Origin of the sequence: Radiobacillus sp. PE A8.2 (genome assembly GCF_045635475.1) — a bacterium.
Lineage (GTDB): Bacteria > Bacillota > Bacilli > Bacillales > Amphibacillaceae > JBJGXI01.
Genome location: NZ_JBJGXI010000040.1, coordinates 36,399 through 49,678, shown reverse-complemented (window position 1 = coordinate 49,678; position 13,280 = coordinate 36,399). Strand labels below are relative to the sequence as shown.

Sequence of the window (13,280 nt, the reverse complement as noted above, 5' to 3'; positions counted from 1 at the left end):
GAGGTGATCAAGGCGCCTTCGCTTTTCTATGCCTATGGTGCCACCACTTCCACCTTAATTCTATCTGGGTCTTCAAAATAGACAGCGTAGTAATCTTTGCCACCGGCAAATGGGTGCTTGTCTTCATATAATATTCGGATCTCTTTTTGTCGTAATTTCTGCGTTAGTTCGTCGACCTGTTCACGTGAGGTGGCGTGAAATGCTAAATGATTTAAACCGACGCGACACCTGTGGTAAGCTACATCAAGAAAACGATCCTCCACTTGTACGAATACAATATAAGTATCTTCTATTTTCCAGCTTTGTCCATTTTCCCATTCCTGAAAAACATTGTACCCTAGCTCTTCTAACAACCAACCCCAAAACGCAGTCGATGTCTCTAAGTTGGAGACGTAAATTTCTATATGATGAATCATACCTTTCATTTTCACTACACATCCCTATTCGAACTATTTGAACCAGCCCTTCTCTTTAATGCGAGAAACTGCTTCAATTCTGTTGCTTACCTCTAGCTTATCAAGAATAATAGAAATATAATTGCGTACCGTTCCATTAGTTAAAAATAATTCACTAGCAATCTCTTTTGTATTTTTTCCATCTGCCATCAGTTTCATCACTTGCTCTTCCCGTTCTGTTAATGGATTTTCGTCACCGAAGGCCATATCCACTAGTTCAGGTGCATAAATTCGTCGCCCTTCAACAATAGTGCGTACTGAGTTTGCAAGGTCTTCACTTGGACTGTCTTTTAGTAAATAGCCACTAACTTCCGCTTTACGGGCACGTTCGAAATAACCTGGTCTTGCAAAAGTAGTTAAAATAATAACTTTACATCGATGTCCCTTTAACTCTTCCGCCGCATCAATACCACTCTTCACAGGCATTTCAATATCCATAATACAAATATCAGGATCCGTGTTTTTAACTAATTCCAACACTTCTTCCCCATTCCTTGCTTTACCAACTACTTCCATGTCATCCTCTAAATCAAGTAATGATGCAAGCGCACCAAGCAACATTCGTTGATCTTCCGCAATTACTATACGAATCAATTACAATCCCTCCTTTTTCGTTTGTTGTATGACATTTGGCACTTGAATGGTCAATGTTGTTCCATTTCTTGATTGTATATCTAAGTTTCCATTTACAAACTCTAATCGTTCTCGCATTCCTCTAAGACCATGGCCAACAGGAGATGCATGATCGTTCATACCTATGCCATTATCACTAACGGTTATGATTATTTCATTGGGTGACTGTTTTATATTGACATGGCAGACTTTAGCCTCACTATGTTTGACAACATTGGTTACAGCTTCTTTTAAACTCATACTCAACACATTTTCAACGAGTAACGGCGTGTTATTTTTCATTACGGAGCTGCCGTTTATTATGTACTCCATCTGTGCTGCTTCTAGTATTTGTTGAACGTGAACAACCTCATCTTTTAACCTTACTCCACGCATATCAGATACCATTTCGCGCACTTCTTTTAAAGCGGTTCTAGCTGTTTGACTGATATCGCTCATTTCGGCTCTTGCTGAATCAGGACTTTTTGATAATAACTTTATAGCCAGATCACTCTTCAAACCAATTAAAGAGAGCTTCTGACCTAATGTATCATGGAGGTCCCTGGCGATACGTTGTCGTTCTTCTAATACATCAAGCTGTGAGATTTTCTTGTTTGCATCCTTTAATTGCTCCTGCAACTTCTCATGTTTAATGTGATTATACATATTAAACGGCATGAGCACTACACCAATAACAGCGATAAGAATAAAAGGTAATTGTGGATAAATTGTGTCGAATTGTGTAATAAATCCAAAAACAATCGCGACTATTGTTGTCACTAAATGGATCACATAAAGAGTGATAAAACTGGCTTTTTTTTGTATATTACCGATAAAAAAGGCTAAGAAAAGAGAAAAATAAACATAACCAAAGTACAATGTCATGACGATGCTTATCGCCATTTCTATACTTAAACATATATAAACGAGCCCACCTTTAGATATAAAAGACAACCGATAGGCAACAAAAAACACTACAATCATCAGAATTCCTATTGCAATTTCTAACATTTCTGACGTGCGGAATATAAAGTAAAAAGGAAGAATACAAAAGAATGCCAATATGTATATGCTAAGACCCGTATTTTTTGTAAAGATATGATACCATTTTTGCATATGAACTCCTTTCGAATCTTCTTGATTATATCAAAAAGTCCTTTCACTATAAAAACCCTTCAGTAATTTTCTGAAGGGTTTTTGATTTATCGCAGTTATTCGTCTTGAAGTCTTGTTCTACTGCTATTTATTTGTAACCCGTTACTTTGTTTTTTTAACTTACTTTTTATATCTTTAAAGCTGACGAATGTCTTGTTTTGCTCGTCATATAAACGGAACCGAACGGATTTTAAGCTGGTAAGCAGCGTGATCGTTGTAGCCTTTTGTAAAGGTGGTGTCGATACATGTGCTTTTTCCAAGTTATAATTCGGGACTCTTGGGCTTAAATGATGTACGTGGTGGTATCCAATACTACCTGTCAGCCATTCAATTACTTTCGGAAGTTTATAATAAGAACTGCCATCTACTGCCGCTTTGACATAATCCCACTCATCTTCATTCTCAAAATAAGAATCCTCAAATTGATGCTGAACGTAGAATAACCATATCCCTAATGCTCCCGCTATAAATAAAATTGGTGCTTGTACTAGTAGGAATGCTTGCCAACCGATCGCCCAAATTAACAGTGCATAGATCGTAACAATCGATACATTGATAATATAAGTGTTCAGTCTTTCCTTTCGTTTCGCGCCTTTTCTATTCATACGATTTTCAACTAGAAATAGTAACAATGGACCTAACCCAAACATTACTATTGGATTTCGATATAGACGATATAAGAAACGTAGCTTGGTTGAAGCTGCTACATATTCATCTACAGTCATTACCCAAATATCTCCTTCTCCTCGTTTATCGAGGTTACCACTTGTAGCATGATGAATGGAATGACTTCGTTTCCACTTTTCAAATGCGAAATGCGTTATCACACCTGTTATTGTTCCAAGAATACGGTTTGCTTTTTTATTTTTAAAAAACGATTGATGGGCACAGTCATGAAAAATAATAAATGTTCGTACAACGAATCCTGAAGCGACAATCGCTAAAGCAAACGTTAACCAAACAGATATTGCTAAGCTCTGATAGGCTAGGAACCAAAGAATAAAAAACGGCGGGATTGTATTAATGATCTGCATAATACTCGATTTTGTACTTGAAGTTGCATACGGTGCAACGTCTTTTCTTAGTTGAGCTTGTTTTTGTTTACTCATAAGTTCCTCCCAGTAAAACATTTTATTGTATTCTAATCATAAAGCGAATCGGTATGTAAAAGAAGTCATAAACGTCAACAATCCTATATGACAAATGTCATATAAGTTGTCCACTTACTCCAGACTATATTATTCCATTTTCAAAACGATCTAGTCATATTGGAATCATAAAAATTAACTAGAAATTAATGGAATGTTTACTCAAATTAGTAAATTCCATAATATTGATTTTTAGCAATTCAAATCCGCATACAGTTGAATTAACCCGTTTCTAAACTATATGCTGATATAAATAGCAGTGTAAGGTAATTATGTAATTGACTCAAATGGATGATCTATTTCAGCAAAGCTGTGATAGACTAGAAAAAGCATTTAGATTAGTCAATGTAGATTTTGTAATTGACTCAGATTGGAGCGTACTTAATGAAATTAATAGCTACAGATTTAGATGGCACATTATTAAATGAAGAACATGAAATAAGTCCTGAGAACGTTAAAGCCATCGAAAAAGCGAATGCAAGTGGTATCGAGGTAATCGTCGCAACTGGGAGGTCCTATGAATCGGCAAAAAAACCGTTAAATTCTGTTGGTTTAGTCTGTCCGATCATCAGTCTAAATGGTGCAGTTATTTATACCGAAACCGGCGAAATAACTCGCAGCGTACCTCTACAGAAAAACGTCGCTAAGCTTATTCAACATACCTGTGAAAAGCATGACATCTATTTTGAATTATTTACAAATAAAGGTGGCTTTTCAAACAACAGGGACAAGTTTGTTCAAGTTGTGATCGATATTTTCACATCGGCAAACCCTGATTTGGATGCTTCGGAAGTGCGAAAACACGCGGAGCAACGATTCCAAAATGAAACAATAAGTATAGTAGAGAATTATGATACTGTTCTTGCTCAAGATGATATTGAGGTTTATAAAGTTCTTGCTTTTTCTTTAGACAAAAATAACTTGCAGAGCGTGAAAGAACAACTACAATCAGAAAGTGAACTCGCGATAACCTCATCAGGTTATGATAACCTTGAATTTAACCACCCTGATGCTCAAAAAGGAATTGCCTTAGAGCTAGTAGCGAACAAACTTGGAATTAATATGAAGGATGTCATGGCAATTGGTGACAATTTTAATGATGTATCAATGCTCAAAGCTGCCGGTCGTGGGGTCGCAATGGGTAACGCTGATGTAGCAATTAAAAAAATGTGTAATTATGTAACAACAACAAACAAAGAAAACGGTGTTGCGCATGCTATTGAAGCAATGTTAAACGATCTACAATAGCTATCAAGGGAAAGTATTCGATGCTTTCCCTTTCCTATTTTTCTAAATTAGACCTAAGTGTCTGTTACTGCAAACCATTTATTGCAAGGGATCTTCATGCTGAACATCCTCTACTTGATGAAAAAGATTATCTTCCTTATCACTAGAATTTGTATAGAAGAAAACAGGTGCATTTACCGAATTCCCTATTAGTTTTATAGCGTTTTTTAACTCTTCTATGTCTTGCTTGGTCGCAAATGACTGTTCTGGAAAAGTTTCAACACCTAAATCCCCATTCACTTCAATTGTAATCAACAACCCTAACACTATTAAAGCACCATGGTATATGCTGATCCAGGAACTTTCAGATTTTAGAGGGTGTACCAATACCGTGCCAATTCCTATCATAATAGCCACTTCACTTGGTGTCGCTTGAGAAATTGTTCGTTTTCCACCAATTCTTAATAACGTAACAGCAGCAACAAAGTATATAGTCGCCTGTACCCAACCTGGCACAACAACCACCTCCTAAATCTAAGTTTCGTTGTTATGCCAGATTTATAACTAATATAATTGAACTAATATTTTTTAGCCTCTATTCGCATAGTTTGTTGCTTTTTAAACTTTATAATTGAAATAAAATTCTGCGTAGTGCTCGTAATTTCCGCCGGGAATGCTGGAAGCCTGACAGGATTTTTAGATCGAGAATCTAAAAAACTTTTAGCGGCCACAGGAGACCTTATTTCACGTAAAATACCAGTTATGATGATTTGGCGGCCACCACAGACCTTATTTACTAAAAATAGCATACTACAGCAAGGATTTTATTCAAATAAGCGCGCTGATGGCCGCACAATTCTAATATTGCCTATATTGTCACAGATAAGTGCAGTGGTGACCGTTAGCGACTAACCACCGCCCCGTGGAAAGCGTATTTTCTACAGCGGCTGTCCGACTCGCTACGTCGGATTCTAGGTATTTTACGCAATTACAATCTTTTAGAAAACAGCCTCTAATTAAAAAAAACGCCATCTATGATATAGATGACGTTTTTGCAGAAATTTGCACTAGTATGTTATTTAAGTAGCTTGACTACCTTATTTAACATCTTCTTATCCTTCGTTGAAACAGTTGTTGGTTCCTTTGGTGATACGGCATTAAGTTCATCTTTTTCATTATCTACAGTTACAATCTGCAAATAAAAAGGAGTAGATTTACGATCACCTTTCAGATATCCTTTTAAAAATTTAAACTTACTTACCGAGCCTGCCATTTTCCCATTATAATCCCACTCAATCAGGTTATTATACCGCTCATCCATTTTTTCTTTCCATGCTAAAGCTTCAGATACAGCCTCTTTCGGCGTATTGAAGAATGAATTCCTTCTATTCACCTTCATTTTAAATCCATCTCCAGCTTTTGCTTGATACAATAATTCGCTCATTAATGGTCATCCTTTCTGTGTTTGTCTCACACCCTCTACCGGCGAGTCTATACACCAGAAGACCAAGGGTTTTTTCCCCTTTCCATATATTATACCCTTTATTAGCAGATAATACCACCCAGTACTAAGTACAAGTGTGTATAGTTCGTCCAAAGATGGAAAGGAATATGATTTGTATGATACAATTCTATTAAGGATACTCAGGCGTCCTGAGCAATAGTATTCAATAAAATACAGTGAGGTACCCAAATGAAAAACAAATTTCAAAAAGATCAAGTTGTTCGTATTAAATCTACTGGAGAAACCGTCACCATTAACAAAATGATGTACGTAGACAATATGAAGCGCTACTCTTATACTATGAAAGAAAAACCAAACACTTTTTATTTCGAAGAAGAGATCGAATAAATTGCTCATGCTTTAATGCTTACAAGTCGCTCTTCACCCGACTTGTTTTAAGCATGAGCTCCACTGTGTTTCTTACCTGACACTAATCCAGATTATTTGTTATACCAAAGCTTCGTATAATCAACCCAACCGAGTGCATTAATATGGATATCCTCTACATAATCAGGATAAATAGCATATTGCTTCAATCGATATATGTGGATATGTCCATACTGGTTGCACAACCGCTCCTCAACCTGCTTCAATGATGAAATGAATTCTTTTTCAGTCTGGTTTTGTGAGATTAACGTCGCGATTCCTTGTTTATCTTGTTCCGCTAAATGATGAGATAGGAGACTGTGACTGCCTTGAAAAGCTGCCATATACATGTAGGCTATATTTTCGTCAGCTAATTGCTCCCCTAGCAACAAATCAGATATTTCTCCTAACAACAGCTTATATAATTGATCGTAGGGAAGAATGTGTAGCTCAATATTAATACCCATTTCATGTAGCCGCTTTTTCATCCAGCCCGCATCCTGTTCATTGCCTGCACCCGTATAACTATAAAGCTGTAACACCTCTCCATTATAATTACTCTTCTTTAAACAATCCCTGCCTATACTACTGTCGCGTACTAATGAATGATCGGTTTCCTCACCACTCACCATTCTAGACGCTGGGGTAAATCGATTACCTTTCAACTCATCAATTAGATCATTAGGATTGAGAACGTGAAAGATCGCCTCACGAAGCATAGTGTCCCTAGACAAGATCCCTCTTTTTCGATTTAAACTTAGCACCTTACTACCACGGTCTATAACGGTAACTTGATTAAAATCTGTCGAAGTTGCCGTTTGATAAGGATATTGGTAAAAGTTTATCCGATCATCATCCGCTTCGCCTAGCATTTTTTGATTATCATAAAGTTCTGGAAAAAAATACATCGTAATTCTATCCAAGTGGGGACGCGTGTGAAAGTAAGGATCAAATGCTTCTAAAGTTAATTTATCACTCGAATTTTCAACTACCTTAAAAGGGCCTGTACCAATTGGCAGTAGATTGTTTTTATCACACGAGCCGTTTTTGACTATACTTCCCCCTAGCGAAGATACCGCATGAAGAAAATTAGGTATAGACCTTTGAAACGTAAACTTTACTTTGTATGGAGATACAGCTGTTACACTTTTCATCAAGGCAACGATCCATTGGTACGCGGAATTCGGTGACTGGAGCCGTTTAAAGCTATAACAAACATCCGCAGCAGTCAGTTCAGTTCCATCATGAAAACTTACACCTTTTCTTAAGTGAAACAGCCATTCGCTATAATCATCATTGTGTTCCCAGTGGTGTGCTAATTCGGGAACATGCTCGTTTCGTTTTTCATCGTATTTAATAAGTTGGTTATATAAATGTCTCATCACGTGATTCTCCGAACGACGATTTACTAAATTCGGATCTAGTATCGGTAACGGCCGATACGATGGGAAGTGAAGTTGATCCATTCCAGATTGATAATCTTGTTGCTGCCTGCTATATGTGAAAAATAACCAATGAATGAATTCTTGTTGCTGCTGATGACTCACTCCATAGCTTTTGACATGTGCAATTGATTCATCAATGGTCTTCATGCCAACGAGTTGCATTGCTTCATCAATTACCAGCTTGTCTAAATTGGCTAATAGCTTAATCTTGGAGTAATTACCCCTTCCTTTTCCAGGAACCCATGCAATCCAACCGATTTCCTCCAGCCGTCTGATGACTATCTTTGTGTTTCGAATCGAACATGATAACTTCTCGGAAAGGCTTGGTAATGTAATAGGAATATCCTTATTTTGTTGCTTAAATGATTGTACGAGTATTTGATAATGATCCAAAAGTTTCAACGATATTACCTCCTGCTCAAAAGGGGAAATTTTATAGGTCTAAGTATACACTTTTTTTCCTCTTTTAAAAAAGTACAATACACATAGGAGGGAAAACACATGCAACTAGCTTCTAAACAAAAAGTGATTGGTATTGCACTAATTACTGCTTTAGCAATTATCGGAGATTCGATGCTCTTAATAGTCTTACCCTTATATTGGAAAGAGTTCGGTCTTACCGCCGTCTGGCAAATTGGTATACTACTCTCGATCAATCGCTTTATACGACTACCTATAAACCCGCTTGTCGGTCTTTTTTATCAACGTTTCAACTTACGGACTGGTATTTTTATTGCCGTATTCTTAGCTATAATCACCACCCTGTCTTATGGCATATTCAACGATTTTTGGATACTTTTTATCATGCGCGCGTTATGGGGGTGTGCTTGGTCTCTGCTTCGCCTTGGTGGATATTTAACGATTATCGATGTTACCACAAATACGAATCGAGGAAGATATGTAGGGATGTATAATGGTCTATGGGGGATTGGTGGGTTAACAGGTATGTTAGCAGGAGGAATTTTAATTGAAGTTACCTCGGTTAATTTTGTTTGCAGCTTATTTGCATTTGTAGGATTAATCGCATTACCTTTGGTTCATTTTCTTATCCCAGCTACAAAAACATCCCGAGATGATAAAAGTAAATCACATCACCGATCTTGGTTAACTTCTTCTGTAGCGATGGTACTTGCAACAGGTATGGTGATGGGATTTATTGTATTTGGTCTATTTGCTTCGACACTTAGTCAGTTAATAGACCGAAGCTATGTTAACGAATGGTCCTTCTTTCATATAACGATCGGTGCTGCTAGTTTAGCAGGATTTATGCAAGCAATTCGCTGGGGTTGGGACCCTTTTGTTGCTCCATTAGTGGGGAGATGGCTTGATTCAACTGCTTCATTTTTGCGCGTTTTATTGTTGCCCTTATTTGGAGGGGGAATGTTGCTACTATTCATTGCTAGCTTTCAATCTATGATCATCGTTATTATACTATTAGTATGCTTTCAGCTTATGTCTACAATCTTTGTTACAACTACGGATACATTAGCTACAACTGCTGCTGCTCAGTCAGATAAAGTAAAGGTAATTACCTTCCATACGGTAGTCGTTGATGTTGGTGCTGCATTAGGCCCTCTCATATCGTTTGTTTTGATTGATTATTTTAGCCTGACAATTGTCTACTATGTTGCTGGAATTCTACTTATACTATTGGGGATTGCATGGGTGATTTACAATCGAAGCAGCAAAACGATGCTCTCTACCTAGCAAATGCAGCCTGAATTTTACACTATGTTAATTCAGGCTGCATTTAGCAACACTGGATTATATACCTTTCCCACCTATCACGCTTAGTCTATTTCCTTCCATTGCAGCGATTAATGGCCGCCCTTGTTGAATCAGAGATTTCGTTGATTTCAACGAAAGTGATGCAGTGTGTGCCGCTTCATCCTGCCAAAACTCCACTACCCATACAGCATTCGGTTCATCTTCGGAGATGTTCACCGCATACATATGGCATTCATCCAAGCTCTCTAATGACTCGGCTGCTTGTAATAATATCTCAACTAATTGATCACGTTTACCCTCATGGGCAACAAATTTTCCGTACGTACAAAATTTGTTCATAGCGTTTCATCCTTTCTTCTATGCTAACAATAACTAATTCGATATTACGGATCCGTTTTCCTGCAAAACGACTATTATAATAGACGCTAAGGGCTACTGTATTATACACTTATTGTATTAGCTTCATAAAACGGTTTAGGAAATCAAATCTGTAAAAGAGGGATTATGATGGAAAATTATCAATCATTAATCGATGAACAAAAGGAATTTTTCAACACGAACACAACAAAAGACGTTGCGTTTCGATTAGAAGCATTGGATAAATTAAAAACCGGAATTAAACAGCATGAAGATGCGCTACTCGCTGCTTTGAAAGAAGACTTAAATAAATCAGCATTTGATGCCTATTCAACAGAAATAGGATTTACTTTACAGGAAATATCTTTTATTGAGCGTCGTTTGCGCGCATGGGCAAAGCCCAAGAAAGTAAAAAAACCGATTACTCATATTGGTACGAAAAGCCTCATTTACCCAGAGCCTTACGGAGTGTCGTTAATTATTGCTCCTTGGAATTATCCTTTCCAGTTAGCAGTTGCTCCACTGCTTGGTGCAATCGCAGCAGGGAACTGTGCGATCATTAAGCCGTCTGAATTCACACCAAAAACGTCACAAGTGTTACAAAACATTATTGCCGAATTATTTCCCGAGAAATATATTGCAGTTGTTCAAGGTGGCGTTGAGACAAGTCAAGCACTCTTAAGTAGTAATGTTGACTATATATTTTTCACAGGCAGTGTACCTGTCGGAAAAATCGTTATGAAAGCAGCAGCAGAAAATTTGGTTCCCGTCACGTTAGAATTAGGCGGAAAAAGTCCGTGCATCGTTCATGAAGATGCGAATATAAAGCTAGCCGCTAAACGAATAGCATGGGGGAAATTTACAAACGCTGGCCAAACTTGTATCGCCCCTGATTATCTTTATGTTCATAAAAACGTAAAAGAGCAATTGTTAACAGAGTTGCGTGCGGTAATAAAGGATTTCTTCGGAAACAATCCTTTGGAAAATGAAAATTACACACATATCGTAAACGAGCAGCACTTTAATCGTTTAAGCGCATATCTAACAAATGGAGAAACTATTATAGGTGGTAATAGCAATAAAGAGGAACTGAGTATCGAACCAACTGTTCTAACAACAATTACCTGGGATGACCCGATCATGAAAGATGAGATTTTCGGCCCAATTCTTCCGGCCATGGAATATGGTGAGTTATCTGAAGTCATAACCGGTATTAGTCAGCATCCAAATCCATTAGCATTATATCTTTTCACTGAAAATGATCAAGTTGAAGAAAAGATTCTCGAAAATGTTTCGTTTGGCGGAGGCTGTATAAATGATACCTTATATCACCTTTCCACCCCTTATTTACCATTTGGAGGTGTAGGGACAAGTGGACACGGAGCATATCATGGAAAAAGCAGTTTTGATACATTTTCCCATCAGAAAAGTGTAATGAAGCAGACGAATTTATTTGATATGTCGTTACGTTATCCTAATGCTAAAAACGGACTGAAAAAAATTAAGAAGTATTTAAAATAATTGTTTTTTAGAATTCATATTTTAGCTAAGTGTTAAACAGGCGCTGTGGAAAAATACGCCCTTTCCGTGGCGAATGAGCAAACGCTGGTCAAGGAAGCAACTACAGCGACACATCGGACGAAGAAAATTGATTTATATATTCGAGGAATGGTGTTTCTTTCCTCAGCTTTGAATATATTTCTAATCCAGACCGTGTACCCTCCTGGTCGATAAGTTGCTGATGGCCACTAGTGCGCTTATCTGTGACAAAATAGGTATTATTAGAATTGTGCGGCCATCAGGGCACTTAATTGAGCGAATTAGTTGTTTCATTAGGCTGTTATTGATAAATAAGAGCCGTGATGGCCGTCAAATCATAATAATTGTAATTTCAGGCGAAATAAGTGCTTATATGGCCACTCAATGCCGGACATCTTCACACTGCCTCGTTCGTATAATTAACAGAAGTACATCGGGTTTAAAATACTTCACGTTATAACTATCGAAACAAACTCCTTATCTTTGCAAATTCACAACTAGAGAATGAACAATCAGGTTACAGAGTTGATATTGAAGAGCAATCACTAGTTGGCTCTAATAACGGAGATTGGAAGGAAACATGGTTCGTTATCGGGCAAGATGATATAGTTGGAGATCCTATTTTTATAGAAAGCTATCGGAAAGGAACAGTTGATGAGTTATAACAAAAATCGGAAATATATAATCGAAAATAAATTTCATATAGAGGTGAAATTATATGCCTAAAATTGACAATATGTTAGCAATTCTATGGATGCTTCGTTCAGGTGAAAAAATTACTGCAAAACAAATTTCAGAAAAGTTAGAGATGAATATAAGGACTGTGTATCGTTATATTGATACAATTTCGACAAGTGGCGTACCCATAATTTCAGAACCAGGACATAACGGTGGATACACTTTATTGAACAATTTTATTGAGGCTCCTCTTTTTTTTGATTTTGAGGAGCAAACTTCACTATTTCACGCTGCTGTTTTTGCAGAAGAAGCCGGATATTATGGAGGCGAAGCTTTAAATAGAGCCATTACAAAACTAAGTAAATACTCAAATCAAGAGCAGGAGACAAAGATAAACCAACATTTAACCAGTCTTGAAGTAATAAGTCGATTAAGTTCATTCTCTATGGAACCTTTTTTGAAGGAGTTGGAGCTGGCCGTAGCTGACGGGTACTCAGTAAAAATTCTTTACCATAAAAGTGGCGAAAAGCAATTAAATTATAGATTGGTCGATCCATACAAAATTATCTATTGGAATAATAAGTGGTATTTGATTGGATTTTGTTACCTCAGGAATGATAACCGTAGTTTTAGAGTAGATCGAATTGAAAGTCTAATGCTAACCGAAAATAAGTTTAACCAGCCAGAAAATTTTTCGGCACGTGACTTTTTTATGGAAAATCTTCTTCCGACTATAGAAGATAAGGAAGGGATTATTTCTTTGGTTATTAGTGGGAATAAAAGTGTATTGGCTGATATTTGCCAACATTGGTTTTTAGGACATTATTTACAAGAACAGACTTCAAATCAAGCAGTATTTCTTCTTGAAAAAGATATGATACATACATATGTACCTTATTTACTTTTACCGTACAATAAATCTATTAAAGTTATTGAGCCAATAAGTCTTAAGAAAAGAATGATTGAAGTTTTGTCGGAATTAATAACATTTCATCAAAATTGATTACTACCCTGACGCTAGGTGTCAGGGTAGTAATGTTATAGTTGGCTATATCAATTGTGATTG

The 13,280-nt window shown here is 37.1% G+C and carries 13 protein-coding genes; 5 read left to right on the top strand and 8 right to left on the bottom strand.

Annotated elements, in window-relative coordinates:
- Positions 1–32: 32 nt before the first annotated feature.
- The 4 genes from ACI6MV_RS18685 to desA form a co-directional block, all read right to left on the bottom strand.
- On the bottom strand, positions 33–425 hold the full coding sequence (locus ACI6MV_RS18685; RefSeq protein WP_407271836.1) for a VOC family protein: 393 nt from the start codon (positions 423–425) through the stop codon (positions 33–35).
- Positions 426–449: 24 nt separating this feature from the next.
- Positions 450–1,049: a response regulator gene (locus ACI6MV_RS18680; protein WP_407271835.1), complete on the bottom strand. Its 600-nt coding sequence runs from the start codon at positions 1,047–1,049 to the stop codon at positions 450–452.
- Positions 1,050–2,183, bottom strand: coding sequence for a sensor histidine kinase (locus ACI6MV_RS18675; RefSeq protein ID WP_407271834.1), 1,134 nt, complete (start codon positions 2,181–2,183; stop codon positions 1,050–1,052). It lies immediately after the preceding gene.
- Between the two features lie 95 nt (positions 2,184–2,278).
- Complete coding sequence (gene desA / locus ACI6MV_RS18670) at positions 2,279–3,331, bottom strand: Delta(5) desaturase DesA (RefSeq protein WP_407271833.1); 1,053 nt, start codon at positions 3,329–3,331, stop codon at positions 2,279–2,281.
- Between the two features lie 423 nt (positions 3,332–3,754).
- Here desA and ACI6MV_RS18665 point away from each other — a divergent pair, with 423 nt between their 5' ends.
- Positions 3,755–4,618 (top strand): Cof-type HAD-IIB family hydrolase, encoded by an 864-nt coding sequence (locus ACI6MV_RS18665; protein ID WP_407271832.1) that lies wholly within the window; start codon positions 3,755–3,757, stop codon positions 4,616–4,618.
- A gap of 78 nt (positions 4,619–4,696) precedes the next feature.
- Here the strand turns inward: ACI6MV_RS18665 and ACI6MV_RS18660 are convergent, their stop codons facing one another.
- Both ACI6MV_RS18660 and ACI6MV_RS18655 read right to left on the bottom strand, forming a co-directional pair.
- Positions 4,697–5,113: a DUF421 domain-containing protein gene (locus ACI6MV_RS18660; RefSeq protein ID WP_407271831.1), complete on the bottom strand. Its 417-nt coding sequence runs from the start codon at positions 5,111–5,113 to the stop codon at positions 4,697–4,699.
- A gap of 559 nt (positions 5,114–5,672) precedes the next feature.
- Positions 5,673–6,041, bottom strand: a complete 369-nt coding sequence (locus tag ACI6MV_RS18655; protein ID WP_407271830.1) for a hypothetical protein — start codon at positions 6,039–6,041, stop codon at positions 5,673–5,675.
- Between the two features lie 249 nt (positions 6,042–6,290).
- On the opposite strand from ACI6MV_RS18655, the gene ACI6MV_RS18650 reads away from it, so the two are divergent.
- Entirely contained in the window at positions 6,291–6,449 is a 159-nt protein-coding gene (locus ACI6MV_RS18650) for a hypothetical protein (protein WP_407271829.1), read from the top strand.
- A 92-nt stretch (positions 6,450–6,541) separates the two neighbouring features.
- On the opposite strand, the gene ACI6MV_RS18645 is transcribed toward ACI6MV_RS18650, so the two are convergent.
- Positions 6,542–8,314, bottom strand: coding sequence for an ABC transporter substrate-binding protein (locus ACI6MV_RS18645; protein ID WP_407271828.1), 1,773 nt, complete (start codon positions 8,312–8,314; stop codon positions 6,542–6,544).
- A 99-nt stretch (positions 8,315–8,413) separates the two neighbouring features.
- On the opposite strand from ACI6MV_RS18645, the gene ACI6MV_RS18640 reads away from it, so the two are divergent.
- Entirely contained in the window at positions 8,414–9,619 is a 1,206-nt protein-coding gene (locus ACI6MV_RS18640; protein WP_407271827.1) for an MFS transporter, read from the top strand.
- Between the two features lie 57 nt (positions 9,620–9,676).
- On the opposite strand, the gene ACI6MV_RS18635 is transcribed toward ACI6MV_RS18640, so the two are convergent.
- Positions 9,677–9,979 (bottom strand): putative quinol monooxygenase, encoded by a 303-nt coding sequence (locus ACI6MV_RS18635; protein WP_407271826.1) that lies wholly within the window; start codon positions 9,977–9,979, stop codon positions 9,677–9,679.
- A gap of 168 nt (positions 9,980–10,147) precedes the next feature.
- On the opposite strand from ACI6MV_RS18635, the gene ACI6MV_RS18630 reads away from it, so the two are divergent.
- On the top strand, positions 10,148–11,518 hold the full coding sequence (locus ACI6MV_RS18630; protein WP_407271825.1) for an aldehyde dehydrogenase: 1,371 nt from the start codon (positions 10,148–10,150) through the stop codon (positions 11,516–11,518).
- A gap of 736 nt (positions 11,519–12,254) precedes the next feature.
- Complete coding sequence (locus tag ACI6MV_RS18625; protein WP_407271824.1) at positions 12,255–13,217, top strand: helix-turn-helix transcriptional regulator; 963 nt, start codon at positions 12,255–12,257, stop codon at positions 13,215–13,217.
- Positions 13,218–13,280 lie beyond the last annotated feature (63 nt).